23 protein-coding genes and 1 pseudogene are annotated in these 25,958 nt (G+C 71.8%); 17 read left to right on the top strand and 7 right to left on the bottom strand.

Going from position 1 to position 25,958, the window contains the following annotated elements; translation table 11 throughout:
• The first annotated feature begins 2 nt into the window (after window positions 1–2).
• The 3 genes from ACWIGU_RS02205 to fdhD are packed head-to-tail and all read left to right on the top strand — an operon-like array spanning window position 3 to window position 3,590.
• Complete coding sequence (locus tag ACWIGU_RS02205; protein ID WP_454396491.1) at window positions 3–1,877, top strand: NAD(P)H-dependent oxidoreductase subunit E; 1,875 nt, start codon at window positions 3–5, stop codon at window positions 1,875–1,877.
• The gene (locus ACWIGU_RS02210; protein ID WP_454396493.1) at window positions 1,874–2,734 is read left to right on the top strand and encodes a 2Fe-2S iron-sulfur cluster-binding protein; all 861 of its coding nucleotides are present in this window, start codon (window positions 1,874–1,876) and stop codon (window positions 2,732–2,734) included. The genes ACWIGU_RS02205 and ACWIGU_RS02210 overlap by 4 nt, the downstream gene beginning before the upstream one ends.
• Before the next feature lie 7 nt (window positions 2,735–2,741).
• The gene (gene fdhD, locus ACWIGU_RS02215) at window positions 2,742–3,590 is read left to right on the top strand and encodes a formate dehydrogenase accessory sulfurtransferase FdhD (protein ID WP_454396495.1); all 849 of its coding nucleotides are present in this window, start codon (window positions 2,742–2,744) and stop codon (window positions 3,588–3,590) included.
• A 139-nt stretch (window positions 3,591–3,729) separates the two neighbouring features.
• On the opposite strand, the gene ACWIGU_RS02220 is transcribed toward fdhD, so the two are convergent.
• Entirely contained in the window at window positions 3,730–4,176 is a 447-nt protein-coding gene (locus ACWIGU_RS02220) for a MarR family winged helix-turn-helix transcriptional regulator (RefSeq protein WP_454396497.1), read from the bottom strand.
• Between the two features lie 35 nt (window positions 4,177–4,211).
• Between ACWIGU_RS02220 and ACWIGU_RS02225 the strand changes: the two are divergent.
• From ACWIGU_RS02225 to ACWIGU_RS02235, 3 genes and pseudogenes are all read left to right on the top strand, one after another.
• A pseudogene (locus ACWIGU_RS02225) lies at window positions 4,212–4,473 on the top strand (alcohol dehydrogenase catalytic domain-containing protein); the annotation flags it as partial.
• A 189-nt stretch (window positions 4,474–4,662) separates the two neighbouring features.
• Entirely contained in the window at window positions 4,663–6,609 is a 1,947-nt protein-coding gene (locus ACWIGU_RS02230) for an exo-alpha-sialidase (RefSeq protein WP_454396499.1), read from the top strand.
• 9 nt (window positions 6,610–6,618) lie between these two features.
• Complete coding sequence (locus tag ACWIGU_RS02235) at window positions 6,619–7,869, top strand: hypothetical protein (protein WP_454396501.1); 1,251 nt, start codon at window positions 6,619–6,621, stop codon at window positions 7,867–7,869.
• On the opposite strand, the gene ACWIGU_RS02240 is transcribed toward ACWIGU_RS02235, so the two are convergent.
• Window positions 7,805–8,818, bottom strand: coding sequence for a bile acid:sodium symporter family protein (locus tag ACWIGU_RS02240; RefSeq protein ID WP_454397241.1), 1,014 nt, complete (start codon window positions 8,816–8,818; stop codon window positions 7,805–7,807). The two genes, ACWIGU_RS02235 and ACWIGU_RS02240, sit on opposite strands and share 65 nt — an antisense overlap.
• A gap of 159 nt (window positions 8,819–8,977) precedes the next feature.
• Between ACWIGU_RS02240 and ACWIGU_RS02245 the strand changes: the two genes are divergently transcribed.
• On the top strand, window positions 8,978–9,850 hold the full coding sequence (locus ACWIGU_RS02245) for a LysR substrate-binding domain-containing protein (RefSeq protein ID WP_454396503.1): 873 nt from the start codon (window positions 8,978–8,980) through the stop codon (window positions 9,848–9,850).
• Between the two features lie 8 nt (window positions 9,851–9,858).
• Here the strand turns inward: ACWIGU_RS02245 and ACWIGU_RS02250 are convergent, their stop codons facing one another.
• Window positions 9,859–10,833, bottom strand: coding sequence for an Lrp/AsnC family transcriptional regulator (locus ACWIGU_RS02250; RefSeq protein WP_454396505.1), 975 nt, complete (start codon window positions 10,831–10,833; stop codon window positions 9,859–9,861).
• A gap of 123 nt (window positions 10,834–10,956) precedes the next feature.
• On the opposite strand from ACWIGU_RS02250, the gene ACWIGU_RS02255 reads away from it, so the two are divergent.
• From ACWIGU_RS02255 to ACWIGU_RS02280, 6 genes are all read left to right on the top strand, one after another.
• Window positions 10,957–12,504, top strand: a complete 1,548-nt coding sequence (locus tag ACWIGU_RS02255) for an MFS transporter (protein ID WP_454396507.1) — start codon at window positions 10,957–10,959, stop codon at window positions 12,502–12,504.
• Window positions 12,505–12,707: 203 nt separating this feature from the next.
• Entirely contained in the window at window positions 12,708–14,534 is a 1,827-nt protein-coding gene (locus ACWIGU_RS02260) for an AMP-dependent synthetase/ligase (protein WP_454396509.1), read from the top strand.
• A gap of 155 nt (window positions 14,535–14,689) precedes the next feature.
• Entirely contained in the window at window positions 14,690–15,946 is a 1,257-nt protein-coding gene (locus ACWIGU_RS02265; protein WP_454396511.1) for an ABC transporter substrate-binding protein, read from the top strand.
• A gap of 12 nt (window positions 15,947–15,958) precedes the next feature.
• The gene (locus ACWIGU_RS02270) at window positions 15,959–18,685 is read left to right on the top strand and encodes an ABC transporter permease subunit (RefSeq protein ID WP_454396513.1); all 2,727 of its coding nucleotides are present in this window, start codon (window positions 15,959–15,961) and stop codon (window positions 18,683–18,685) included.
• Window positions 18,682–19,467, top strand: coding sequence for an ABC transporter ATP-binding protein (locus ACWIGU_RS02275; RefSeq protein WP_454396515.1), 786 nt, complete (start codon window positions 18,682–18,684; stop codon window positions 19,465–19,467). The genes ACWIGU_RS02270 and ACWIGU_RS02275 overlap by 4 nt, the downstream gene beginning before the upstream one ends.
• Before the next feature lie 68 nt (window positions 19,468–19,535).
• On the top strand, window positions 19,536–20,408 hold the full coding sequence (locus ACWIGU_RS02280) for an aldo/keto reductase (RefSeq protein WP_454396517.1): 873 nt from the start codon (window positions 19,536–19,538) through the stop codon (window positions 20,406–20,408).
• Between the two features lie 72 nt (window positions 20,409–20,480).
• Here the strand turns inward: ACWIGU_RS02280 and ACWIGU_RS02285 are convergent, their stop codons facing one another.
• Window positions 20,481–21,443, bottom strand: a complete 963-nt coding sequence (locus ACWIGU_RS02285) for a helix-turn-helix transcriptional regulator (RefSeq protein WP_454396519.1) — start codon at window positions 21,441–21,443, stop codon at window positions 20,481–20,483.
• A gap of 39 nt (window positions 21,444–21,482) precedes the next feature.
• Here ACWIGU_RS02285 and ACWIGU_RS02290 point away from each other — a divergent pair, with 39 nt between their 5' ends.
• Both ACWIGU_RS02290 and ACWIGU_RS02295 read left to right on the top strand, forming a co-directional pair.
• Window positions 21,483–21,959, top strand: coding sequence for a hypothetical protein (locus ACWIGU_RS02290; protein WP_454396521.1), 477 nt, complete (start codon window positions 21,483–21,485; stop codon window positions 21,957–21,959).
• Entirely contained in the window at window positions 21,959–22,423 is a 465-nt protein-coding gene (locus tag ACWIGU_RS02295) for a hypothetical protein (protein WP_454396523.1), read from the top strand. Before ACWIGU_RS02290 ends, ACWIGU_RS02295 begins: the two co-directional genes overlap by 1 nt.
• A 35-nt stretch (window positions 22,424–22,458) precedes the next feature.
• On the opposite strand, the gene ACWIGU_RS02300 is transcribed toward ACWIGU_RS02295, so the two are convergent.
• Together ACWIGU_RS02300 and ACWIGU_RS02305 are read right to left on the bottom strand one after the other, a co-directional pair.
• A complete protein-coding gene (locus tag ACWIGU_RS02300; protein WP_454396525.1) occupies window positions 22,459–23,172 on the bottom strand; it encodes a class I SAM-dependent methyltransferase in 714 nt (237 codons plus the stop codon).
• Between the two features lie 6 nt (window positions 23,173–23,178).
• On the bottom strand, window positions 23,179–23,484 hold the full coding sequence (locus ACWIGU_RS02305) for a 4a-hydroxytetrahydrobiopterin dehydratase (RefSeq protein WP_454396527.1): 306 nt from the start codon (window positions 23,482–23,484) through the stop codon (window positions 23,179–23,181).
• Between the two features lie 84 nt (window positions 23,485–23,568).
• Here ACWIGU_RS02305 and ACWIGU_RS02310 point away from each other — a divergent pair, with 84 nt between their 5' ends.
• Window positions 23,569–24,384, top strand: a complete 816-nt coding sequence (locus ACWIGU_RS02310; protein WP_454396529.1) for a helix-turn-helix domain-containing protein — start codon at window positions 23,569–23,571, stop codon at window positions 24,382–24,384.
• Window positions 24,385–24,545: 161 nt separating this feature from the next.
• A complete protein-coding gene (locus tag ACWIGU_RS02315) occupies window positions 24,546–25,406 on the top strand; it encodes a helix-turn-helix domain-containing protein (RefSeq protein WP_454396531.1) in 861 nt (286 codons plus the stop codon).
• Between the two features lie 94 nt (window positions 25,407–25,500).
• Here the strand turns inward: ACWIGU_RS02315 and ACWIGU_RS02320 are convergent, their stop codons facing one another.
• Window positions 25,501–25,926, bottom strand: a complete 426-nt coding sequence (locus tag ACWIGU_RS02320) for an OsmC family peroxiredoxin (RefSeq protein ID WP_454396533.1) — start codon at window positions 25,924–25,926, stop codon at window positions 25,501–25,503.
• Between the last annotated feature and the right edge of the window lie 32 nt (window positions 25,927–25,958).

The raw sequence follows: 25,958 nt of genomic DNA on the forward strand, positions 1-25,958 counted from the left end.
ACATGGATCTGCACTTCGGTGACAGCAAGCCCACCGGCGAGGAACGCGAGGCGGTCGACGCGCTGCTCGGGCCGCCCGGCTCCGCGTGGGAAGCCCCTCTCGGTGACTCGACGGTCCGTTCGGACACGGATCTGCGCTGGGCGCGCGGGGGCCGTGCGGCGCGGGAGCGGCGGGACCTGCTGTTGCCGGGGCTGCACGCGGTCAACGACCGGGTCGGCTGGATCAGCGACGGCGCCCTCGACTATCTGTGCCGGCGCCTGACGGTGCCGCCTGCGGAGGCGTACGGGGTGGCGACGTTCTACTCGATGTTCTCCGTGAAGCCGCGCCCGGCGACCGTACTGCACGTGTGCACGGACGTGGCGTGCGCGGCGGCCGGCTCCGCCGAGCTCTGCGCGGGGGTGGAGGGTCGGCTGGGGCTGGGGAGCGGGGTCTCGGTCGAACGGAGTCCTTGTCTGGGGTTGTGCGAGCGGGCGCCGGCGGCGCTGGTGGTGCGGGCGGGTTCGCCGTCGGCCGAGGGCGGCGCACCGGATGCCGGGAAGCCGCACGCGACCGCTGTCGTGGCCCCGGCCACCCCCGAGGCCGCCGTCCTCGCCGCCTCCGCCCCCGAGGCCGCCGAGCCCGAACCGCCCGCCTCGCTCGCAGTCCCGCAGGCCGGGCAGCCCGGGCTCACCCTGCTGCGCCGCATCGGTGTCGTGGACCCCGCCTCGCTCGACGACTACCGGTCCCACGGCGGATACACCGCCCTGCGCCGGGCGTTCACGCTCGGGCCCGCGGGGGTGATCCGTGAGGTGACCGACGCGGGGCTCGTCGGGCGCGGCGGGGCGGCCTTCCCCACCGGCGTGAAGTGGAAGGCCACCGCCTCACAGCCCGACCATCCGCACTACCTGGTGTGCAACGCCGACGAATCCGAGCCCGGCACCTTCAAGGACCGGGTCCTGATGGAAGGGGACCCGTACTCCCTCATCGAGGCCATGACGATCGCCGGATACGCGGTCGGCGCCCACAAGGGACACCTGTATCTGCGCGGTGAATACCCGCGCGCGCTGGGGCTGTTGACCAACGCGATCGAGCAGGCGCGCGCCCGCGGGCTCCTCGGGGACGACGTGCTCGGTCAGGGCTACGCCTTCGACATCGAGATCCGGCGGGGCGCGGGCGCGTACATCTGCGGCGAGGAGACCGCGCTCTTCAACTCCATCGAGGGCTACCGCGGCGAGCCGCGCTCCAAGCCGCCCTTCCCCGTGGAGAAGGGTCTGTTCGGGAAGCCGACGGCCGAGAACAACGTCGAGACGCTCGTGAACGTGCTGCCGGTCCTGACGATGGGCGCCGAGGCGTACGCGGCGATCGGCACGGAGAAGTCGACCGGGCCGAAGCTGTTCTGCGTGTCGGGGAGCGTCGAGCGGCCGGGGATCTACGAGCTGCCGTTCGGCGCGACGCTCGGCGAACTGCTCGGCCTCGCGGGGAAGCCGGACAACCTGCGGGCCGTGCTGCTCGGCGGCGCCGCGGGCGGCTTCGTGCGCGCCGACGAGATGGACATCCCGCTCACCTTCGAGGGGACGCGCGCGGCCGGTACGACGCTCGGCTCGGGCGTCGTGCTCGCCATCGACGACACCGTTCCGCTACCGCGCATCCTGCTGCGGATCGCCGAGTTCTTCCGCGACGAGTCGTGCGGACAGTGCGTGCCGTGCCGGGTGGGCACGGTGCGGCAGGAGGAGGCGCTGCACCGGATCGCCGAGCGGACGGGTGCGGCGGCAGCGGGTGACATCGCGCTGCTCAGGGAGGTGGGGCGGGCCATGCGGGACGCCTCGATCTGCGGTCTGGGGCAGACCGCGTGGAACGCCGTGGAATCCGCCATCGACCGCCTGGGGGCGTACGAATGACCGCCATACCGCTGGGAGTGCCGCGCCGCCTCGTCGAGTTCACGCTGGACGGGCAGGAGGCGCGGGTGCCGGAGGGGTCGACGATCCTGGACGCCTGCCGGGCCGCGGGCAAGGACATCCCGACGCTGTGCGAGGGCGACACCCTCACCCCGAAGAACGCGTGCCGGGTGTGCGTCGTCGAGGTGGAGGGCGCCCGCACCCTCGCCCCGGCGTGCTCGCGCAAGGCCGAGGCGGGGATGGAGGTCCGCACCGAGACGGAGCGGGCCCGGCACAGCCGCAAGGTCGTCCTCGAACTGCTCGCCTCGTCCGTGAACCTGTCGACGACACCGCGCGCCGCCGAGTGGATCAAGGAGTACGAGGCGAAGCCCGACCGGTTCGGCCCGGACGCGGCACGCGTGGACGAGGAGCCGCGCGTCGACAACGACCTGTACGTCCGGGACTACGACAAGTGCATCCTCTGCTACAAGTGCGTCGACGCGTGCGGTGACCAGTGGCAGAACACGTTCGCCATCTCGGTCGTCGGGCGCGGCTTCGACGCCAGGATCGCCGTGGAGCACGACGCGCCGCTGACGGACTCGGCGTGCGTGTACTGCGGCAACTGCATCGAGGTGTGCCCGACGGGCGCGCTGTCCTTCAAGTCGGAGTTCGACATGCGGGCGGCGGGCACCTGGAACGAGGCGGAGCAGACGGAGACGACGACCGTGTGCGCGTACTGCGGAGTGGGCTGCAACCTCACTCTCCATGTGCAGGACAATGAGATCGTCAAGGTCACCTCGCCGCACGACAACCCGGTGACCCACGGCAACCTCTGCATCAAGGGCCGCTTCGGCTATCAGCACGTACAGAACCGGGACTGATCGACACATGGGACGAGTCACGGAACGACGCAAGGTGCTCCGCATCCGGGACGAGCAGGTCTCCAGCAGGCCGGACACCCTCGTCGCCGAGGAGCCGCTCGAGATCCGGCTGGGCGGCAAGCCCCTCGCCATCACGATGCGTACCCCGGGCGACGACTTCGCGCTCGCGGCGGGATTCCTGGTCAGCGAGGGCGTCCTCGGCGCGACGGAAGAACTCCAGAGCATCGTGTACTGCGCGGGGGCCACCCAGGACGGGACCAACACCTACAACGTCGTGGACGTGCGCACCGCTCCCGGTGTGGTGCTGCCCGACATCACGCTCGAACGCAATGTGTACACGACGTCGTCGTGCGGCCTGTGCGGTAAGGCGAGCCTGGACGCGGTCCGTACGACGACCCGGTTCGCCATCGACGACACTCCCCCGGTCCGGATCGAGCCCTCGCTCCTGGCGAGCCTCCCCGACCGGCTGCGCGAGGCCCAGCGGGTCTTCGACCGGACCGGGGGTCTGCACGCCGCCGCGCTGTTCTCGGAGGCCGGGGAACTGCTCGACATCCGCGAGGACGTGGGCCGGCACAACGCGGTGGACAAGCTCGTCGGCCGCGCCCTCCAGAACGGCACGCTCCCGCTGTCCCGCGCGATCCTGCTCGTCTCGGGCCGCGCCTCCTTCGAGCTCGCGCAGAAGGCGGTGATGGCGGGCATCCCGGTCCTCGCGGCCGTGTCCGCGCCGTCGTCGCTCGCGGTCGACCTGGCCGCCGAGAGCGGCCTCACCCTGGTCGGCTTCCTGCGCGGGCCCAACATGAACGTGTACGCGGGAGAACACCGCATCGCCCTGCGGGCCGCGGCCGCCCAGGGCTGACCGGTTTTCCCCGCGTCACGGCGACGGGGCCCGGATCCGGCGGGGAGCGCCCCCTGCGCCGGCCGGGCCCCACGCGCCGACGCCCCGGTCCTTCTTCCCGATGCCCCGTTCCCTCTCCTTCTTATGAGCCGTGCTCGCCTTATGAGCCGTGCTCGCCGGATATCCGCTCCAGCATGTCCATGAACGCGACGCGCTCCTTGGCCGAAAGCGGCGCCAGGAGCGCGTCGTTGGCGTCCTGGGCGGCCGCGGCGCACCGCCGTAGCGTCGCACTGCCTTTGTCGGTGGCCGTGACCGCGTTCTTGCGGCGGTCCTTCGGGTCGGGGGTACGGACGACGAGGCCCGCGTCCTGGAGGTCGTTCAGGACACCGACCATGTCCTTGGGGTCGAGCGAGACGCTGCGCACCAGGTCGGCCTGGGCCACGGGCTGCAGGTCCGTCACCGCGCACAGCACCACGTGGTGCCACATCTTCAGGCCCTCGCGGGCGAGCGCGTCGGCGACGAGGCCCCGCCCGCGCTCCGCGGCGCGGCCGAGGCGCCAGCTGGGGAGGGTGCGGATGGCGCCCAGGGCGGGCTGGTTCTCGGACATGCGGGCAGTTTAGCCAATAACCGTTGGACTTCCCAATGAATCTGGGTATCGTCCTGGAAGACGCGCCCGTCCCCGAGCCGGGACCCGGTGAACTCCTCGTCCGCACCGAGGCGATCGGCTCACGCTGCCCGTCGTCCGCAGGTCCGTGAGCAGCGCGAAGCCATCGCGCTCGGCGGCGAGATCGCCGGCGAGGTGGCGGCCGTGGGCCCCGGCGTGACGGCGTACGCCCCTGGCGACCGCGTCACGGGCCTCGTCTTCGGGCACGCGGAGTTCGCCCTGGAGGACGCGGCGCGGGCCCACGAGGCGGTCGAGGCGCGCGCCGATCTGGGCAAGGTCGTCCTGATCCCCTGATGCACGGTGCTTGTGGCGTGCCGAGCGTCCCAAGTAGCGTCTGTGGCCAGGACATTGGACGTGGGATGTCTGGATGTCCAGACGCATGAGCCGTGACATCAGCCTTGACACGAGCCGTTGAAGGGTGGCAGCACCATGCCGTCAAGTCTCCGTGTACGTCTGAGATCCCTGGGCACATCCGTCGTCGCGCTGCTCGCAGTCGCCGCCGGAGCCGCACTGCCCGCGCAGGCCGCCGAACCGGCTGACGCGGCACAGGCCACCGCTGCCCGAGCGGCCTCGACGCAACCGCCGTTCGAGCAGCAGGTCCTCTTCAAGGCTTCCCAGGATCCCGGGTATGCCTGCTACCGCATTCCGGCCGTGGTGAAGACGAAGCAGGGGACGCTGCTCGCCTTCGCCGAGGGGCGTACGAACGACTGTTCCGACGCGGGCGACATAGACATCGTCGTCAAGCGGTCCGAGGACGGCGGCCGCACCTGGAGCCCGCTCCAGGTCGTCAACGAGGGCGCCGGTGACACACACGGCAACCCCGCCCCGGTGGTCGACCTCAGGACGGGCCGCATCGTGCTCGCGGAGACGTACAACACCGGCCGCACGGACGGGAAGAACTGCGCTGTCCCGTGCGACCGCACCCCGCACCTCCAGTACAGCGACGACGACGGCCGCACCTGGTCGGCGCCGCGCGACCTGAGCGACGAGATCCTGCCGAAGGACTGGAACTCCTGGTACGCGACCGGACCCGTGCACGGCATCCAGCTCACCCAGGGGCGCCACCGCGGCCGGCTCGTCTTCACCGTCAACGCCGAGACCTGGAACGGCGAGCGAAGCGAGATGGGGGTCCCCCCGGCCGGAGGCTGGGGGAGCGTCACCGCGAACCACGCCGCGCTCATGGTCAGCGACGACGGCGGCAGGCACTGGCGGGTCGGCGCGAAGGACTCGTGGCCGATCGCGGACGACGGCACCTTCCGGCAGAAGCCGTCCGAGATGACCCTCGCCGAACTGCCCGGCGGCACCCTGTACGTGTCGGGGCGCGAGCAGGACGGCACCGACCTCGGTCACCGCACGCACACATGGAGCCGGGACGGCGGCGACTCGTTCACGCGGCGCTTCACGACGCTCCCCGACCTCTACACCCCCCAGGTGCAGGGTTCGGTCCTGCGCACCGGCAACCGGCTGCTCCTTGCCTGCCCCGGCGACCCCGACCGGCGCCGGACCATGACCGTCCGTTCCTCGTACGACGGCGGGCGCACCTGGGACAGCTTCGACCGCTCGACCGTGGTGACGACCGACTGGTCCGGCTACTCGGACCTCGTGCAGGCGACCGGCGACCATGTGGGCCTCATGTATGAGGGCGGCGCGGTCGACGCGCGCGACGAGATCCGTTTCGCGCGCTTCACGGAGGAGTGGCTGACGCCGCGCCGCGGCGCCGACCCGACGACGGAGGACCGGGCCGCCAACGCGCGGGACGCGGCCGTGCTCGGCGGCGCCTCCGCGACGGCAGGCCGCTTCGGCGGGGCGCTCTCCTTCGACGGGACGGACGACGCCGTACGGCTCCCGTACAGCGACCGGCTGCCGCTCGGTACCAAGGACTTCACCGCGTCGCTGTGGTTCCGCTACTCCGCCGCGACCGGTGAGCAGCCGCTGCTGTGGATGGGCGGCATCGGCACCACGCAGCCGCAGGTGTGGCTGCGCGCCGAGCCGGCGAGCAACCGCATCACTGGCCTGATCACCACGCGGGACGGCGCCGCGGCCCCGCGGTCCGCGTCGGTGCGCACCACGGGCGCCTACAACGACGGCCAGTGGCACCGCGCCGTACTGCGGCGCGGCGGAGGACAGCTGACGCTCACCGTCGACGGGACGTCGGTCAGCACGCCCGACGTGCCGGGCTCCGTCAGCCGTAACTCGCCGTTCGGCGTGCACGTGGGTGAACGGATGGACAGCCGGGCGCACTTCACCGGCACGATCGACGAAGTCCGGGTCCAGGACCGGGCGTTGAGCGACGACGAGCTCAACACTCCGGTCACCGCTGTGACCCCGGACACCGTCCTGTGGCTGCCCATGGACCGGGTGCGCGGGGGCCACTAACGTCCCAGCGTGCCCGCGGACACGGAGGCGGTGCGCCGCAGAAGCCTGGGAGCGGGTCTCGGCCTGCTGCTCGCCCTGGTGTGCGCCGCCGCCCTGCTGACCGCCCTCCCGGACGACGACCGGGAGGGCGGTCGCCCGTGCGCGGCGCGCGGCGTCGCCTCGTGGTCCGCCGACACCGGCCTCACGGGCGCGTTCGCCCGCTACGGCGACGACGGGTCGCGGGGCGACGACTGGACGGGCGGCGACGGCACACACTCGGTGAGGCTGCCGGACGGGCGGGTCCTGTGGCTGTTCTCCGACACCTATCTCGGGCAGGTGCACGCGCCGCCCAACCCGGCGGGCCAGCCCCATGCCTGGCGCGACATGTCGGCGCCGTTCGTGCGCAACTCGGCCGTGGTGATGGGCCGTTCGGGCAGCCTGGAGCGCACGCTCCCCGCGCCCCTGTTCCCCGACCCGGCGCCGCAGCAGTGGCGCTGGCCGGTCGCGGCCCGCGTCGAGCCCCGCTCCCCCGGCTCCGCCGAGCGGGTCGTCCGCGTCCTGCTGTGGACCCGTACGACGGGGACGGGCCCCTGGATCTACGGCGTGCCCGCCGCCACCGAGGTCGCCACGCTGACCCTGCCCGGCCTGCGCGTGGAGAGCGTCGCGACGGTCCTCGACCAGCGGGGCGTGCCGGACCCGGCGCGGCGCGTCCTGTTCGGCACGACGGCCGTCGACCGGGGCGCATGGACGTACGTGTTCGGCGGTGACGACGGGCAGGGGGCCACGCGCCGCGCGTATGTCGCGCGCGTGCCGCGCGGCCGGCTCGCCGAGCCGGGGGCGTGGCGCTACTGGGACGGCTCGCGCTGGACGCGCGCTGCCCGGCCGCGGGCGGTCCTCGGCGACGGTGCACGCCGCGGGGTCGGCAGCGCGTTCACCGTCGTGCGCGACGGCGGTACGTACGTCCTGTTCACGATGGCCGCCGGGACCGCGGGCCTGACCCGCGTCACCTCTTACTGGGCGTGCGCGCCGACCGGGCCCTGGCACGGTCCCGCGAAGGGCTTCGAGGCGCCGCTGCCGCCGGACGGGGCGTTCCGGCAGGACACGGCCGCGTACAACCCGCAGGCGCACCCCGCGCTCGGCGGCGGTGACGGGCGCCTGCTGCTCAGCTACGACGTCAACTGGCTGGACGCGGCGCCCGCCACCGCGCAGGCACAGGTCAGCCGGAACGTGTCGCTGTACCGGCCTCGGTTCGTGGCGCTGCGGCTCGCTCGCCCGCGCTGACCTGCTCCAGGGGGTCGCGCGCCCGGCGCTTGGCGATCACCGCGCACACCATGAGCTGCATCTGGTGGAACAGCATCAGCGGCAGCACGGCGAGGGACGCGTGCGCCCCGAACAGGACGCTCGCCATGGGCAGTCCGGCCGCCAGGGACTTCTTCGACCCGGCGAACTGGATCGCGATGCTGTCCGCGCGCCCGAAGCCGAGCGCCTTGCCGCCGTACCAGGTGACCGCCAGCATCACGGCGAGCAGCACCGCCTCGACGGCGAGGAGCCCGCCCAGGCGCACGGCGCTGACCTGGTGCCAGATGCCCTGCACCATGCCCTCGCTGAACGCCGTGTAGACGACGAGGAGGATCGAGCCGCGGTCGACGTAGCCCAGGACCTGCTTGTGCCGGGCGATGAACGAGCCGACCCAGCGGCGCAGGAACTGCCCGGCGAGGAACGGCACGAGCAGCTGGAGCACGATCTTGACGAGGGAGTCCGCGGAGAACCCGCCGCCGCTGTTGCCGAGCAGCCCCGCCGCGAGCAGCGGCGTGACGACGATGCCGGCGAGCGAGGAGAAGGAGCCCGCGCAGATCGCCGCGGGCACGTTGCCGCGCGCCATGGAGGTGAAGGCGATCGACGACTGGATCGTCGAGGGGACGAGGGTGAGGAAGAGCAGTCCGCCGTAGAGGGACGGCGTGAGGATCACGGGGACGAGGCCGCGGGCCGCGATGCCGAGGAGCGGGAAGACGACGAACGTGGCCGCGAGGACGGTCACATGGAGCCGCCAGTGCCTCAGCCCGTCGAGCGCCTCGCGGGTCGACAGGCGCGCCCCGTAGAGGAAGAAGAGGAACGCGACGGCGGTGGTCGAGGCGCCGGACGCGACATCGGCCGCGCCGCCGCGCGCGGGCAGGAGCGCCGCGAGGCCCACCGTCCCTATGAGCGCCAGGATGTAGGGGTCGACCGGCATCCAGGACGGCCAAGTCAGGCGTTTCACGGGTTCCATGTTCCTTGCTGTCGGTTCAGGTCGTGCCCTCTCCATCGTCCTCCCGATCACCGCGATCGGGAATCCTGCATACCGCACTGACTGTCATCACGTTCCACGATGAGCACGGGTAGGGTCGGGGACATGTACGACCCCTCGCAGCTGCGTACGTTCCTCGCGGTGGCCCAGACGCTGAGCTTCACGCAGGCCGCACGCCGCCTCGGCCTGCGCCAGTCCACGGTCAGCCAGCATGTGCGGCGCCTGGAGGACGCGACCGGGCGGACCCTGTTCACGCGGGACACGCACACGGTGGAGCTCACGGAGGACGGCGAGGCGATGCTCGGCTTCGCGCGCCGGATCCTGGAGGTGCACGAGCAGGCGTCGGCGTTCTTCACGGGCACGCGGCTGCGCGGGCGGCTGCGCTTCGGGGCGTCGGAGGACTTCGTCCTGACCCGGCTCACCGAGATCCTGGAGGCGTTCCGGCACGACCACCCCGAGGTGGACCTGGAGCTGACGGTCGAGCTGTCCGGGACGCTGCACGAGCAGCTCGACGCGGGCAAGCTCGACCTGGTCCTCGCCAAGCGGCGGCCACAGGACCCGCGCGGCGAGTCCGTGTGGCACGACCGGCTGGTGTGGATCGGCGCGGAGCGGCTGCGCCTGGACCCGGAGCGTCCGGTGCCGCTCATCGTGTACCCGCCGCCCGGCATCTCGCGCGCCCTGGCCCTCGAAGCCCTGGAGCGGCACGGGCGCGCCTGGCGCGTGGCCTGCACCAGCGGCAGCCTCAACGGCCTGATCGCGGCGGCCAGGGCGGGCCTCGGCGTGATGGCGCACTCGCGCGGCCTGATCCCGCCCGGCCTGGTCCGCGTACCGGAGCGGGCGGGGCTGCCGGAGCTGGGCGAGGTGGACTTCGTGCTGCTGCACGGCCCGCGGCACGGCAGCGCGTCGCAGGGAGACGCGGCACAGGCGCTGGCCCAGGCGATCCTCGACGGGGGCGACCGCCTGCACCGCAGCCGGTAGCAGGGGCCTTACCTGATGGGCGGCTGGTACGTGAGCTGCTTGACCTTCCGCATGAACGGCGACGTCTCCACGTGCTGGACGCCTTCGAGCCGGCCGAGCTTGCCGCTGATGTAGGAGTACAGGCCGGCGGTGTCCCGGGTCACGACGGTGACGACCAGGTTCGAGGGGCCCGCGGTCGCGGCGGCGAAGGCGATCTCCTCGTGCTCGGCGAGTGCGCGGCCGACGGTTTCGAGGGAGGCGGGGGCCGCCGTGATCCACAGGACGGCGCCGTCGGTGAAGCCGAGGCGCGTGGTGTCGTACTCGATGTCGATGTAGAGGGACCCCGAGGCGATGAGCTGGTCGAGGCGCCGCTTCACGGCCGACTCCGAACGGCCCGTGGCGCGCTGGAGTTCGGGGTATCCGGCGCGGCCGTCGCGTTTGAGCACGGCGGTCAGGGGCACGTCGTCGGGGGTGACGCGGACCGGGTCCCCGGTCGGCTGCGGCAGCGGGCCGAGCGCCGCGACCTGGTCCCCGGTGAGCGGTCCGTTCTTGACGAGCCAGCCGGTCGGGCCGCCGAAGAAGCGGTGCAGCACCTGCAGGGCGCGGATCTCGACGATGTGCGGGGTGCGCGGCAGCTTGCCGAGCAGCAGGTCGTCGTGGTCGCCCTGGGTGCGCAGGACGGTCATGCAGACGACTTCCGTGCCGCCCGAGGTGAGGCCGATCCACGCGGTGTCGGGCCGGCGGGCCAGCGCGGTCGCGATGGCCTCGGCTCCTTCGGGGGCGCAGCGCAGGCGCAGCATCCAGTAGTCGTGGCCGAGCCGCAGGCTGTCCTGGAGTCCGACGACCCGCAGCCCGCCCTCGGCGACGAGCTTGCGGTAGCGGCGGGCGACGGTCTGGTCGGAGACACCGAGGACGGCCGCGATCCGGCTGAAGGGGGCGCGGCCGTCGACCTCGAGGGCCTGGAGCAGTTTCAGGTCCAGCTCGTCGAAGGGAGGGGATTCCATCGGCCTGCTCGCTCCTGATGTCGGATTCCTTCGATCCCTGGCCGCTGATCACCGGGATCCGCCGTGCGCGGCCCATCGTACGAGCCTGACATCGGTAAGGCATCGGGCGAGGAGCTGTTGAGGATGCGTACATGGGGACCGCTGACCGCGGTCTGTCTGGGAACGTTCATGCTGCTGCTGGACGTGACGATCGTCGTCGTGGCGCTGCCCGACATGGCGCGCAGCCTGCGCGCGTCGCTGAGCGATCTGCAGTGGGTGATGGACGGCTACGCGCTGGCGCTCGCCGCGCTGCTGCTGGGCATGGGGGCGGCTGCCGACATACTCGGGCGGCGCCGGGTGCATGTGGCGGGCGTGGCGCTGTTCGCGGTGGCGTCACTGGGCTGCGGTCTCGCGAGCGGGCCGGGGATGCTCGTGGCGGCGCGGATGGTGCAGGGGGTGGGCGCCGCCGCGATGTTCGCGACGACGCTTCCGCTGCTCGGCTCCGTCTACCAGGGCAAGCGGCGCTCGGCGGCGCTCGGGGTGTGGGGCGCGGTGAGCGGCGGCGCGGCCGCGATCGGTCCCGTGCTCGGCGGCGTGATGACGGAGGGTCCCGGCTGGCGGTGGATCTTCTGGATCAATCTGCCGGTGAGCGTGGTGTCGGTGTGGCTGACGCTGCGGGTGGTGCCCGAGTCGCGGGGGCCGCGCGGGCGGCGGGTCGACTGGGCGGGCACGGCGGCGTTCGCGTGCTTCGCGGGGGCGGCGACGTACGGGGTCGTGCGGGCCGGATCGCAGGGCTGGGCGGCGGCCGGGACCACCGCGGCGTTCGTGGTGGCGGCGCTCGCGCTGGTCGCGTTCGTCGTGGTCGAGCGGCGCAGCGCGCATCCGCTGCTGGACCTGGCCCTGCTGCGCAAGCCGGCGTTCGTCGGGGTGATGGCGGGGGCGCTCGCGTTCAACGGCGCCGCGTTCGGCGTCGTCCCCTACACCTCGATCTGGCTGCAGACCCTGCTCGGCATGAGCCCCGTCCACGGCGGCCTGGTCTTCCTGACGATGTCGGGAGCCTCGGTCGTGGTGGCGGTCGTCGGCGGGCGGCTGCTCCACGGGGTGCCGGCCCGGTTCACCATCGGCGGCGGCCTCGTCCTGATCGCGGCCGGGCTGTTCTGCCAGGCCGTCCTCGGCCCGGACTCGACGTGGACGGCGCTCGTGCCCGGCCTCGTCCTGGTCGGCGTCGGGACCGGGTTCGTCTCGCCGGGGATCGCGGGCGCCGCGCTCGCCGCGGTGGAGCCGGAGCGCGCGGGCATGGCGGGCGGCGCGGTGAACACGTTCCGGCAGCTCGGCTACGCGCTCGCGGTGGCCGTCCTCGGCACCGTACTGACGTCGACGATGCAGCACTCCCTGTCGCACGGCGCCGCGCACACGCTCGCGGGCGGCGGGGCGCGGGCCCTGGACGGGGTGGTCCCGGAGCACGCGCTGCGGGTGGCCTTCGCGTCGGGGCTGAACTCGGCGTCGCTGGTCGCGGGCTGTGCGGCGCTCGTCGCGGGGGTGCTGGTCCTTGCGCTGGTGAGGGCGCCGCGGGCGTCCCACCGGCCGCCGGGGGCGACCGCCGCCGTGGCCGCCGGGGACGTTCGTGGACCGTCCGTGGAGAAATCGGAAGCGACCAGTCCGCCCAAAAACCCCGCAGCGGACCCCCGGTAACCACCCCGTACAGATTCCGTGGAGATTACGCCACCGAAACTTACTGAACCGTAAGAATTCTGTCCCGCGCTTCCCCTTGTGGCCGTATTTCACCGGCTGACCAGTGCATATTCCGCGCGCTCCGGTTCATTTGGACCCCTCCCGCCGGGGCGCGCGGTGGGGTACCGTCACCGGCGCTGTGCGGAGCGCCACAAGGAGCAACATTGCGCGAGTTCACCAATCCTCCTCTGGCGTCGGCGCCGCCGGTGGGCGGTCTGGCCGACGCTGTGTTCGACCATGCCCTCGAGGATCCGCTGCACGTCGCGCTCGGCCGCAAGGACGACGCGGGCCGCTGGTGCGACGTGACCGCCGCCGAATTCCGTGACGAAGTGCTCGGGCTGGCCAAGGGGCTGCTCGCGCAGGGCGTCCGCTTCGGCGACCGCGTCGCGATCATGTCGAGGACCCGCTACGAGTGGACCCTCTTCGACTTCGCGCTGTGGACGATCGGCGCCCAGGTCGTGCCCATCTATCCGACGGCCTCCGCCGAGCAGGTCTTCTGGACCCTGCACGACGCGCAGGTGTCGGCCGCGATGGTGGAGCACGAGGACCACGCGATGACGATCGCCACCGTCATCGACCGTCTGCCCACGCTCAGCCGGATGTGGCAGCTGGACTCCGATCCCGTGCCCCGGCTCATCGAGTCCGGCGCCCACATCGACGACGAGGTGGTGCACCGTCACCGGCGCGCCGTCACCCCCGACTCCGTCGCCACCATCATCTACACCTCGGGCACCACGGGACGCCCCAAGGGCTGCGTCATCAGTCACGCGAACTTCATGTTCGAAGGAGACACGATGATCACCCGCTGGGAGCCGGTGTTCCACTCCAAGCGCGGCGACGAGGCCGCGACCCTGCTGTTCCTGCCGCTCGCGCACGTCTTCGGGCGCATGGTGCAGATCGCCGCGATCCGCGGCGGCGTGAAGCTCGCCCACCAGCCGCAGCTCAACGCGGCAGCGCTGCTGCCCGACCTGCAGTCGTTCCGCCCGACGTTCATCCTCGCCGTGCCGTACATCTTCGAGAAGGTCTTCAACGCGGCCCGCCGCAAGGCCGAGAAGGACGGCAAGTCGGGTCCGTTCGACAAGGCCGTCGAGTGCGCCGTCAAGTACGCGGACGCACAGGAGGCCAAGGCGTTCGGCACCGGTCCCGGACCTTCCGCGTCGCTGCGCATGCAGCACTCGATCTTCGACAAGCTCGTCTACTCCAAGGTCCGCGAGGCGATGGGCGGCCGGGTGCGGCACGCGATGTCGGGCGGCTCGGGGATGGACCGCCGCCTGGGCCTGTTCTTCGCGGGCGCCGGCGTCACGATCTACGAGGGGTACGGGCTCACCGAGTCCACGGCCGCGGCGACCGCGAACCCGCCGGAGCAGACGCGCTACGGCACGGTCGGCCAGGCCATCCCCGGCACGACGGTCCACATCGCCGACGACGGCGAGGTCTGGCTGTACGGCGGAAATGTGTTCCAGGGCTACCTCAACGACCCGAAGGCCACCGACGCCACCCTGCACGACGGCTGGCTGGCCACCGGCGACCTCGGCGCGCTCGACGAGGACGGCTACCTGACGATCACCGGCCGCAAGAAGGAGATCCTCGTGACCTCCGGCGGCAAGAGCGTCTCGCCGCAGCAGCTGGAGGAGCGGGTACGTGACCATCCGCTGGTCGCCCAGTGCATCGTCGTCGGCAACGACCGGCCGTACATCGCCGCCCTCGTCACCCTGGAGGCCGAGGCCGTCGAGCACTGGCTCAACATGCGGGGCAAGCCCCCGCTGAAGCCCGCCCAGCTGGTCCACGACCCGGATCTGGAGACCGAGGTGCGCAGGGCCGTCGTGGCGGCCAACACCCTGGTCTCGCAGGCCGAGTCGATCCGTACGTTCCGGATACTGGCCTACCAGTTCACCGAGGAGCACGGGCTGCTCACGCCGTCCCTGAAGCTCAAGCGGAAGGCGATCGAGACGGCGTACGCGGAGGAGGTCGAGGCGCTGTACCGGGGCTGATCGCGCGCCGGTACGTTCCCGACGGTAACCCCGCCGCAAGGCCCTGACCCGGCCGCGAAGCGTTTCTGACGGTTCATCAATTACCGACGCGTCAGTTATTGACGGTTCATCAGGTCGCACACAGAATCACCCTCACCCGACGGAGGGGGCCCATCGTGTCGCGAACTGTCCGCGCCATCACCGCCACTGTGGCGGCACTGCTGCTCACCACCGCCTGCAACTCCGCAGCAACCGGCAACTCCCCCGACAGCAAGGGGAGTTCGGCGCGCGGAGTGACGGATGACGCCATCAAGGTCGGCGGCATCGTCTCCATGACGACCGCCAGCGGCTACAGCAAGAAGGACACCGACCTCGGCGCGAGGGCCCGCTTCGCCCGCGCCAACGCTCAGGGCGGGATCAACGGCAGGAAGATCGACTACCTCGGCGCGGAGGACGACGGCCAGGACCCGGCCAAGAACCTCGCCGCGGCCCGCAAACTCGTCCAGCAGGACAAGGTGTTCGCGATCTCCCCGATGAGCTCGGTCACCTTCTCCGGCGCCGACTTCCTCCAGAAGCAGAAGGTCCCCACCTTCGGCTGGGGCACGATCCCGTCCTTCTGCGGACCCACCTACATCTACGGCTTCGGCGGCTGCATGGTCCCCATGCCCGGCGGCACCATCTCGCAGACCTGGCCCGAGGGCCTCAAGCAGGTCACGCACGGCGCCAAGGGCAAGACCGTCGCCATCCTCGCCAACGACAACGACGCGGGCACCTTCGCCATCCGCACCTACCGGCAGAGCTTCGCGTCCGCCGGATACAAGGTCACCTACGCCAAGTCGTCCGTGCCCGCGACCTCGGTCCCGAGCGACTGGTCGGCGTACACCAAGGAGATCCTGCGCAGCGACGGCGGCAAGGCGCCCGACATCGTCGTCTCCGTCATGCAGACCCCGTACAACATCGGCCTGTTCACCGCCGTCAAGCGCTCCGGGTACCGCGGCGTCCTCACCGACCCGACCGACTACGACCCGGGGCTGCTCGCCAAGAGCGCGACGAAGGAGGCGCTCGACGGGGTGCACATCCTGCTGACCTTCGAGCCGTTCGAGACGCGGACGGCGGCGATGAAGCAGTTCAAGGCCGACATCAAGAAGGCGTCGGGCGGAAAGGACGTGCCGCTCAACATGCACATGATGACCGGCTACATGTCCGCCGACCTCTTCCTCTCCATCGCGCAGAAGGCCGGCCGGGACCTCACCGTCGCCTCCTTCCAGAAGGCCGCGGACGGGTTCTCCGACACCGGCACCATGGTCGGCGACCGCGCCCTGCCCAAGGGGCAGAAGGAGTCGTTCGGCTGCGGCGCCCTCGTCCAGCTCAAGAACGGGGCGTACCGCGTCTCGTCCCCCTTCAAGTGCTACGAGCCCATCCCGTTCAAGTAGGGGGCACCCCGCATGTCCGACCTGCTGGCCTTCGTGCTGAGCGGGCTCGTGTCGGGTGCGCTGTACGCGCTCCTCGCCACCGGCCTCGTCCTGTCCTACTCGGCCTCCGGCCTCTTCAACTTCGCCCACGGCGCCACCGCCTACCTGTGCGCGCTCACCTTCTACGAGCTCCACTCCGGCCTCGGCTGGCCCGCCGTGCCGACCGCGATCCTCCTCGTCTGCGTCGCATCTCCCCTGCTGGGCTGGGGACTTGACCGACTGATGTTCCGCAAGCTGGCGCGCGTCGGCGAGACCGCGCAGATCGTGGCGACCATCGGCCTGCTCGTGGCGCTGCCCGCGCTCGGCCTGTGGGTGGTGGAACTGCTCGACGACGCCGGGGTGTCCGTGAAGCCCGCCGAGAACCAGTTCGGGCTGCCGGGCGTCGGCCCCAGCCCCGCGAAGAACTGGCAGCTGATGGACGGCGTCGGCATCGACTCCGACCAGCTGATCACGTGGGTGGCGACCGCCGCCGTCGCGCTCGGCCTGTGGATCCTGATGCGCCACACCACCCTCGGCCTGCGCCTGCGGGCCGCCGTCGACAACCGCTCGCTCGTCGAACTGCGCGGCATGAGCGCCGACCGGCTCTCCACCGTGGCGTGGATGCTGTCGTCCGGCCTCGCGGGCCTCGCCGGCGTCCTCGCCACACCACTGCTCGGCCTGTCCGCCCACGACTTCACGCTGTTCCTGTTCGTGTCGGCGACCGCGGCGGTCCTCGGGCGCTTCGCGTCCGTGCCCCTCGCGTTCGCGGGCGGACTCGGCCTCGGCGTCCTGCAGAACCTCGTCGCCGGCTACTCGTCCTTCGCCGAACGCATCACGGGGTTCCGTACCGCGGTCCCGTTCCTCATCCTCTTCGCCGGACTGCTGCTGCTCACCCGGCGACAGCGCACGGCGGGGACGGCCGCCGCCGACGCGCCGCCCGTCGACTACCTCGCGGGCCGCGCCTGGACACGGAAGTGGGGGCCGTGGGCGGTCGCCGCCGTGCTGCTCGCGGCCTCCTTCTACACGGTGACAACCCCGTTCTGGAGCGGCATCCTCGCCCAGGGCCTGGCCCTCTCCCTGGTCTTCGTCTCCTTCACCGTCGTGACCGGGCTCGGCGCGATGGTGTCCCTCGCGCAGGCCACGTTCGTCACCGGCGCGGCGCTCGTGGCGGGACTCCTGATGAGCCACGGCTGGCCGTTCATCGCGGCGGCGCTGGTCGGCACCTGCGTCGCGGCCCTCCTCGGGGCGCTCGTGGCGCTGCCCGCACTGCGCCTCGGCGGCCGCACCCTCGCCCTCGCCACGCTCGCCCTCGCCTTCCTCGCCGACCAAGTCCTCTTCCAGATGGGCTGGTTGAGGAACGGCGACACCGGCTGGGAGATCCCGCGCCCCGTCTTCGGACCCGTCGACCTGAGCGACGACCGGGCCATGGGCGTCGCGATGGTCGTCCTGTGCGCGGCCGCCGTGGCCGCCCTCGGCGCACTGCGCAACTCCCCCTCGGGCCGCGCCATGCTCGCCGTGCGCTCGGCGCCCGCCGCCGCGATGGCCTCCGGCGTCTCCGTCATCCGCACCAAACTCCTCCTCTTCACCCTCTCGGCCGGCCTCGCGGGCTTCGGGGGCGTGATGTACGCGTCGTACAACACCCGTATCACCGCTACCGACTTCACCGCGATGACAGGCCTGATCTGGCTCGCGGTCGTCGTCGCGGCCGGGGTACGACGCCCGCAGTTCGCGGTCGTCGCGGGCCTCGTCTACGCGATCGTGCCGCACCTCGTCGCCGACCACGTCACGGACTCCGTCCATCTGCCGGTCGTCCTGTTCGGCCTGGCGGGCCTCGCACTCGCCAACGACCCGGACGGGTACTGCGCGGCGATCTCCGTACGACGCCACAGGCGCCGGAGTACGAAGCCGGGGACGGCGGACACCGAACCGTCCGAAGCGACGGCACAGGCGCCCGCTCCCCCTCGAGGCGGCGGCGCCCCGCCGGTCCTCGAACTGCGCGGCCTGCACGCCGGATACGACGGCGCGCCCGTCCTGCGCGGCGTCGGCATCGCCGTCCACCCCGGCGAGATCGTGGCCCTCCTCGGGCCCAACGGCGCCGGGAAATCCACGACCTGCCGTACGGCGGCCGGGCTTCTCACACCCCTGCGGGGACAGGTGTACGTCGCCGGGCGGGACGTCACGCGCGAGGGCCCGGTCCGCCGGGCGCGGGCCGGCGTACTCCTCGCCCCCGAAGGGCGCGGCATCTTCCCCGCCCTCACCATCGAGGAGAACCTCACCCTGCGCCTCCCCGGCAAGCACGCGCGCGAGGCCGTGTACGAGCGCTTCTCCGGACTCGCCGCCCGCCGCAACGTCACCGCGGGCGCGCTCTCCGGCGGCGAACAGCAACTGCTCGCCCTCGCCCCGCTCCTCCAGGAACCGCCCCGCGTCCTCATCGCCGACGAACCGTCCCTCGGACTCGCGCCGCGCATCGTCGAGGACGTGTTCCGGCTGCTCACCGAACTCCGCGACGCGGGAACGGGGTTGCTCCTCGTCGAGGAGAAGGCCACCGAGATCCTCGGTGTCGCGGACACCGTCGCGTATCTCGACCGGGGCCGCGTCTCGTGGTGCGGCCCGCGCTCCGAGGTGCGGGCCGACCGGCTCACCGAGGCCTACCTGGGTCTCGCCGCGAGCGGACCGGGCACGTCCCGGACCACCGAAGGGGAAGGGGCGGCACGGCCATGAGCGGGACCACAGGGAACCCCGTACTCGAAGCGGCCGGGGTCGGCGTCCGGTTCGGCGGGATCCGCGCGCTCGACGGGGTCGGCCTGACGCTGCGCCCCGGCGAGGTGTGCGGGCTCATCGGCCCGAACGGCGCCGGCAAGACCACGTTCTTCGACGTCGTCTCCGGGATCCGGCGCCCCGACGAGGGCCGCGTCCTGCTGGACGGCGAGGACATCACGCGCCGCTCACCCGTGTGGCGGGCCCGCCACGGGATACGCCGCACGTTCCAGCGCCAGCAGCTCTTCGGCCAGCTCACGGTCGCGGACAACCTGCTGGTGGCGCAGGAGTGGCGGGGCGGCGGGGGCGGGCTCGCCGCCGACCTGCTGGCGGCGCCGACCAGACGGCCGTACGAGCGCCGGCGCCGCGAGCAGGCGGCGTCGATGCTGCGCGCATGCGGCCTCGACGCACTGGCCGGGGAGTACGCGGGGACGCTCCCCGTGGGCCAGGCACGCATGGTGGAACTGGCCAGGGCGGGGGTGGAGGGGGCGCGGGTGGTGCTGCTCGACGAGCCCGCCTCCGGAATGACAGATGATGAAATCTGTCAGCTGAAATCTGTCATCCGTCATCTGTCAGACCAACAGGGCTGCGCCGTGCTCCTCGTCGAGCACAACGTCGCCTTCGTCATGGACCTCTGCTCCCGCATGGTCGTCCTCGACCTCGGAACCGTGCTGGCCGAGGGCACCCCGGCGGCGGTTCGCGCCGACCCGGCCGTGCGGGACGCCTATCTGGGTCCGGCCGGGTGAGCGGGGTCCGGGGCGGCCCTGTGAACACACCGTGCACGGGAATGCGCCCCGGGCCGTGATCGTTGACGATGGGAGTACCAACCGACAACGCGAAGGATCGAGAGCTCGTGAGCAAGGTCCCCCCGATCATCCTCAACAACGGCATCGAGATGCCGCAGCTCGGTTTCGGCGTGTGGCAGGTGCCGGACGCCGAGGCCGAGAAGGCCGTCGCGACGGCCCTGGAGGCCGGGTACCGCAGCATCGACACCGCCGCGATCTACGGCAACGAGGAGGGCACCGGCAAGGCCATCGCCGCCTCCGGCATCGCCCGCGAGAAGCTCTTCGTCACCACGAAGCTGTGGAACGCCGACCAGGGTTACGACGCGACGCTGCGCGCCTACGACGCCTCCCTCGACAAGCTGGGCCTCGACTACCTCGATCTGTATCTGATCCACTGGCCGCTGCCCTCGAAGGACAGCTACGTCGACACGTACAAGGCCTTCGAGAAGATCTACGCGGACGGCCGCGCCAAGGCCATCGGTGTCTCCAACTTCCTTCCGGAGCACCTGGAGCGCCTCCTCGGCGAGACGTCGATCATCCCGGCGGTCAACCAGATCGAGCTGCACCCGCACCTCCAGCAGCGCGCCGCGCGTGAGTTCCACGCGGAGCAGGGCATCACCACCGAGGCCTGGTCGCCGCTGGGTCAGGGCAAGGGCCTGCTGGAGGTCCCCGCGATCGTCGCGATCGCCCAGAAGCACGGGCGCACGCCGGCTCAGATCGTGCTGCGCTGGCACGTCCAGCTCGGCAATGTCGTGATCCCCAAGTCCGTGACGCCGTCGCGGATCGTGGAGAACATCGACGTGTTCGACTTCGAGCTGGACATCGAGGACATCGCCGCGATCAGCGCGCTGAACGAGGACCGCCGTCTGGGTCCCGACCCGGCGACGTTCGACATGGCCTGATCGCTTCACGCGTACGGCTTCCTGTGCCCCGTCTCCGTCCGGAGGCGGGGCACACGTGTGTGAGGCCGTGGTTCAGGCGTAGAGGACGGCCAGCGCCTCGACCGTGGCCCGGATGCGGTGGCGCAGCTCGGCCGGCTCCAGGACCTCGATGCCGGAGCCGAGGCGCAGGAACTCGTCGTGGGCGTGGTCGACGGACTCGATGGGGACGACCGCCCTGGTCCAGCCGTCGGGTTCCGGGCGGGCGGTGGCGTGCGCCGCTTCGCGCAGGGCGGGGCCCGGCAGGCGGTCGGCGGCGCCCGGGGCCAGGCGTACGACGGCGTCGCCGCTGTGGAGGCGGCCGTGGAAGTCGTCCTGGTAGGCGCGCCAGTACGCGGCCAGGTCGAAGTCCGCCGGCGGCTCGAACTGCTCGTCGTCTACGTGTAGTTGGAGGATCTGGTCGACGCGGTAGGTGCGGGGGGCTCCCGTTCCGGCGGCGGCGATCACGTACCAGCGGCCCGCCTTGAGGACGAGTCCGTACGGTTCGAGGCGGCGTTCGACGTCGGTGGGTGCGCGCCAGCGCCGGTAACGGACGTGCAGGACGCGGCTGTTCCAGACGGCGGTGGCGACGGCCGGGAGGTGGGGGACGTCGTCCTCGTCGGCGTACCAGCCGGGGGCGTCGAGGTGGAAGCGGGCGCTGATGCGTTCGGAGTGGGCGCGCAGTTCGGCGGGGAGCGCGGCGCGGACCTTGAGCTGGGCGGCGGCGAGTACGGGGCCGAGGCCCAGTTCGGCGGCGGGTCCGGGTGCTCCGGCGAGGAAGAGGGCTTCGGCCTCGTCGGTGGTGAGGCCGGTGAGGCGGGTGCGGTAGCCGTCGATGAGCCGGTATCCGCCGGCGTGTCCGGCGTCGCCGTAGAGCGGTACACCGGCTGCGTGCAGGGAGTCGATGTCCCGGTACACCGTGCGTACGGAGACTTCGAGGGCGGCGGCGAGCTGGGCGGCGGTCATCCGGCCGCGGGTCTGGAGCAGCAGCAGGATGGACACCAGTCGGCTGGACTTCACTGACACAGGATGTCAGTGAAGTGGCCGTAGCTTCCAGCCATGGCTTTCGAGGAGAAACTGTTGTGGGCGCTGCCGCCCGTCGAGGTGGCGGGCCGGCGCGTGAAGCGCTATCACGTGAGCGCGGATCCGGCGGGGATCGCGCCGGAGGTGGAGAAGGCGGCGTACGCGATGCTGCCGGAGCTGCTTCCGGAGCCGGACGGGACGCCTTCGGCGACGTTCGTCGTCGTGCACCGCGGCGGTGACGACGGGGCGTACATCAACGCGTACAGCTGGGTGTGGGACAACGTCCTGCACTTCCGGGGTGCGGCGGCGGGGCAGCCGGTGATCGGCTGTCCTGACAGGGATCCGACGCGGTTCGTGCCCCTCGATCTGCCGTGGATCGGCTGTGTGTGGGAGCTGCCGCCGGTGCTGCACGAACGCGACGCGTGGGTGCGGCACATGCTGGTCCCTGACGCCCCGGACCTCGACGGATACCTGGCCGATTCACTCACCGATGGCACCACGGGAGACCGCTGATGAGCACGGCGCACGATTTCGACTTCTTCTTCGGTGACTGGGACGTCGCGCACCGCAGGCGCTCGGACTTCCTCGACGCGGACAGCGGCTGGGAGGAGTTCGCGGCGACGAACCGCTGCTGGAGCCTGTTCGACGGGGCGGCGAACATCGACGAGATGGACTGCCCCACGGAAGGCTTCAAGGGGCTCACGCTGCGGCTCTTCGACCGCGCGGCCGGTACGTGGTCGCTGAACTGGTCGTCCAGTCGTACGGGCGTCCTGTTCCCGCCGGTGATCGGCCGTTTCGACGGTGCCGGGCGGGGCGTGTTCGAGGGGGATGACACGCATGACGGCAAGGACGTCCGCGTGCGGTTCGTCTGGTCGGAGATCTCGGCGACGACGGCGCACTGGGAGCAGTTCTTCTCGGTGGACGGCGGGGACACTTGGCTGTCGAACTGGACGATGGCGTTCACCCGTCGCGCCTGATCCGTCATCGGCGGACGCGGCGCACTGATCTCGCGTCAGGCGTGCCGTGTGAAGGCGTGCACGGTGAACTCCGGGTCCGGGCGGGGTAGTTCGGGGTCGGGGAGCGCGGCGAGACGGTCGGCGAGCGCGGTGCCCCCGGCCGCGTAGACCCGGCCGCGCCGCACGTCGTCGGCGAGGCGGCTCGGGGTGCGGCCCTGGCCGTGTCCGGGGAAGCGGGCCTCGCCGCTAGGCCGCAGTCCGTGGCCGGCGGCGTGGACGGCGACGCGTGCGGCCGCGTCGGAGGCGAGGCGGCCGCGGTAGGGGGCGACGAGGGTGTCGATGTCGCTGCCGACGTCGTGGGCGGCGGCCTTGTCGACGGTGGTCACCAGGACGCCGCCGGGCCGCAGGACGCGGGCGGCCTCGGCTATGACGGGGCGCGCGTCGGGCAGCAGGTGCAGCAGCCAGATCGCGGTCACGACGTCCACGGAGGCGCTGCGGAACGGGAGTCGGCGGCTGTCGCCGCGGACGACGGCGCCGTCGAGGCGGGGCGCCGCGGCGCGCAGCATGCCCGGGGCGAGGTCGATGCCGACGGCGCGCAGGCCCGGCCGGGTGAGCCGCATGGTGACGAGCCCGGTGCCGCAGGCCAGGTCGAGGAGGGTGCGGGCGGTGGGCGGCACGAGGCGGAGCACGGCCTCGGCGGCGGACCGGGCACGGGGTATGCCGCCGCGGGTCTCGTCGTAGACCGCGGCTTCCTTGTCGTAGTCCAGCACCGGCGGTCAGCTCGCGCCGTGGGTGGGGGCGATCTCCTGGACGCGCTGGGCGAGGACGAAGTCCCGGTCGGTGATGGCTCCGCCCACGCTGTGGGTGTTCACGGACAGGTCGACCGAGTTGTAGCCGAGGGTCAGGTCGGCGTGGTGGTCGAGCTCGTCCTGGATCCCCGCGATGTGCACGACGAGGGCCGTGGCCGCGAAATGGTTGCGCAGGCGGTAGCTGCGGGTGAGTTTGTCGTCGGCGACGCTCCATCCGGGCAGCTCGGCGAGACGGTCCTCGATCTCCTTCTGGGACAGCGGCTCCAAGGGCATGACCAGGTCCTTTCCCTGTGATGTGCGAGGAGTTCCAGCGTCCCACAGGGGTGGTGCCGCGCGCCCCTCGGCTACGGTCGTGGCATGTCGACTGCCACGCGTGCTCGCCAGTCCGGAATCGGTCCTCTGCTGCGCGAGTGGCGGGAACGGCGGCGGGTGAGCCAGCTGGAGCTCGCCCTGCGCGCCGATTCGTCCGCCCGGCATCTCAGCTTCGTGGAGACGGGCAGGTCGCGGCCGAGCGAGGAGCTGGTCCTGCGGCTCGCGGAGCATCTGGACGTGCCGGTGCGGGAGCGCAACGCACTGCTGCTCGCTGCGGGTTACGCGCCACGATTCGCGGAGACCCCGCTCGACGACCCGTCGATGGGGGCGCTGCGGGAGGGCCTGGACCGGCTCCTGCACGGCTACGAGCCTTATCCGGCGCTGGTCGTCGACGCGACGTACACGGTGGTCGCCGCCAATCGGGGCATCGCGATGCTGATGGAGGGGATTCCCGAGTCGCTGCTGGCCCCGCCGCTCAACGCGATGCGGCTCACCCTGCACCCGGAGGGCCTCGCGCCGCGGATCCGGAACCTGCGCGAGTGGCGGGGGCATCTCCTGGCGCAGATGGAGCGGCAGATCGCGCTGGACCGCTCGGAGGCGCTGCGCGCGGTGTACGACGAGGTCAAGGCGTACCCGGTGGCTGACAGGGACGCCGTTGCCGACGACGGGGAGGGCGGCGAGGCGGTGCCGTACTTCGCGCTGCCGATGGTGATCGAGCACGACGGGCAGGTCCTGTCGTTCGTGTCGTCGATCTCGACGTTCAACACCCCGATGGACGTGACGGTGGCCGAGCTGGCGATCGAGACGTTCCTGCCCGCCGACCCGGCGACGGCGAAGTATCTGCGGTCGCTCGCGCCGTAGTCGGGGACCTCGTGGCGGCCTCAACGCGGTAGTGGGCAGGCTACTCATCGCACTGGTACCGTTCACGCGGCTCGCGCACATGTTCAGTGCGCGCAGTGCCGCGGCTGGGAGCGCACCGGCTCCCGAATCCGCTCGCCGCCCGGCACGTGGGGAGACGTGACGTGAGTGAACGGCGGCCCGCGCCTACCGTGGGCCAGGTGGTCCTGGGCAGACGCCTGCGGGAACTGCGGGAGTCGGCCGGGCTCAACCGCGACGAGGCCGCCCGCGCGCTGCGCGTCACCGGCGCGACGATCCGCCGCATGGAGACCGCGGAGGTCGCCCTCAAGATCCCTTACGTACAGATGCTCCTGGAGCTGTACGGGGTGCCGGAGCCGGAGGCCGAGGCGTTCGTCGGGCTCGCCGAGGAGGCGAATCTGCCGGGCTGGTGGCAGCGGTTCCACGACATCCTGCCCGACTGGTTCAGCCTGTACGTGAGCCTGGAGAGCGCGGCCGAACTCATCAGGTCGTACGAGCCGCACTTCGTGCCGGGGCTGCTGCAGACGGAGGAGTACGCGCGGGCAGTCCTGGACGCGGGCACCGTCGGCCGCACGCAGCCCGGTGACCTGGAACGCCATGTGACGCTCCGGATGGCCCGCCAGGCGCTGCTGACCCGTGAGGACGCGCCGCATCTGTGGGTCGTGATGGACGAGACGGTGCTGCGCCGGCCGCCGGGCGGTCCGAAGGTGCTGCGCAACCAGCTCGACCGGCTCATAGAGGCGGCCGAGCTGCCTCAAGTGACGCTCCAGATAGCCGAGTTCGCGGCGGGCCCGCACCCGGGGACGTTCGGCCCGTTCACGCTGTTCCGGTTCCCGGTGCGTGAGCTGCCGGACATGGTCTTCAGCGAGTACGTCACGGGTGCGCTCTATCTGGACGGCCGGGAAGAGGTGGGCACTCATCTGGAGGTGCTCGACCACATCGCGGCGCAGGCGGCGTCCGCGGAGCACACGGTGGAGCTGCTGCGGAAGAAGCGCGACGCGCTCTGACATACGAGGCGCTGTGACATACGACGCGAGGTGACAGCAGTGCCGCGGGCCCGTCGCTGCGGGACCGCGGCACGTGGAGGCTGGGCGTGCGCCGTCAGGCGAGCTTCGCCGTGAGGGTGATCGTGGTGCCGGTGAGTGCCTGGCTCACCGGGCAGTTCTTCTTGGCGTCCTCTGCGGCCGCGGCGAATCCGGCCTCGTCGAGCCCTGGCACCGTGCCCTCGACCGTGAGGTGAATGCCGGTGATGCCCTCGCCCGGCTGGAACGTGACGTCCGCGGAGGTGACGAGCTTGGCGGGCGGGTTGCCGCCGGTCGTCAGGCCGTTGGACAGGGCCATCGAGAAGCAGCTGGAGTGCGCGGCGGCGATCAGCTCCTCCGGGCTGGTCTTGCCGTTGGCCTGCTCGGCGCGGGAGGGCCAGGACACGGCCTGCTCGCCGATGCCGGACGAGTCGAAGGTGACGACGCCGCTCCCCTTGAGCAGATCGCCTTCCCACACGGTGTGCGCGGAGCGCGTGGTAGCCACGGTGATTCCCTTCAGTCGGGTGCCGGTTGGGG

The sequence above is a fragment of the Streptomyces sp. NPDC055400 genome, from assembly GCF_053644375.1.

Bases quoted from the DNA above. Each gene is read 5' to 3' on its own strand.
- ACWIGU_RS02305 (WP_454396527.1), bottom strand. From the start codon at position 23,484: ATGCCCTTGGAGCCGCTGTCCCAGAAGGAGATCGAGGACCGTCTCGCC.
- ACWIGU_RS02205 (WP_454396491.1), top strand. From the start codon at position 3: ATGGATCTGCACTTCGGTGACAGCAAGCCCACCGGCGAGGAACGCGAG.
- ACWIGU_RS02270 (WP_454396513.1), top strand. From the start codon at position 15,959: ATGTCCGACCTGCTGGCCTTCGTGCTGAGCGGGCTCGTGTCGGGTGCG.
- fdhD (WP_454396495.1), top strand. From the start codon at position 2,742: ATGGGACGAGTCACGGAACGACGCAAGGTGCTCCGCATCCGGGACGAG.
- ACWIGU_RS02210 (WP_454396493.1), top strand. From the start codon at position 1,874: ATGACCGCCATACCGCTGGGAGTGCCGCGCCGCCTCGTCGAGTTCACG.
- ACWIGU_RS02310 (WP_454396529.1), top strand. From the start codon at position 23,569: ATGTCGACTGCCACGCGTGCTCGCCAGTCCGGAATCGGTCCTCTGCTG.
- ACWIGU_RS02250 (WP_454396505.1), bottom strand. From the start codon at position 10,833: ATGGAATCCCCTCCCTTCGACGAGCTGGACCTGAAACTGCTCCAGGCC.
- ACWIGU_RS02245 (WP_454396503.1), top strand. From the start codon at position 8,978: ATGTACGACCCCTCGCAGCTGCGTACGTTCCTCGCGGTGGCCCAGACG.
- ACWIGU_RS02230 (WP_454396499.1), top strand. From the start codon at position 4,663: ATGCCGTCAAGTCTCCGTGTACGTCTGAGATCCCTGGGCACATCCGTC.
- ACWIGU_RS02295 (WP_454396523.1), top strand. From the start codon at position 21,959: ATGAGCACGGCGCACGATTTCGACTTCTTCTTCGGTGACTGGGACGTC.
- ACWIGU_RS02240 (WP_454397241.1), bottom strand. From the start codon at position 8,818: ATGCCGGTCGACCCCTACATCCTGGCGCTCATAGGGACGGTGGGCCTC.
- ACWIGU_RS02255 (WP_454396507.1), top strand. From the start codon at position 10,957: ATGCGTACATGGGGACCGCTGACCGCGGTCTGTCTGGGAACGTTCATG.
- ACWIGU_RS02220 (WP_454396497.1), bottom strand. From the start codon at position 4,176: ATGTCCGAGAACCAGCCCGCCCTGGGCGCCATCCGCACCCTCCCCAGC.
- ACWIGU_RS02290 (WP_454396521.1), top strand. From the start codon at position 21,483: ATGGCTTTCGAGGAGAAACTGTTGTGGGCGCTGCCGCCCGTCGAGGTG.
- ACWIGU_RS02275 (WP_454396515.1), top strand. From the start codon at position 18,682: ATGAGCGGGACCACAGGGAACCCCGTACTCGAAGCGGCCGGGGTCGGC.
- ACWIGU_RS02280 (WP_454396517.1), top strand. From the start codon at position 19,536: ATGGGAGTACCAACCGACAACGCGAAGGATCGAGAGCTCGTGAGCAAG.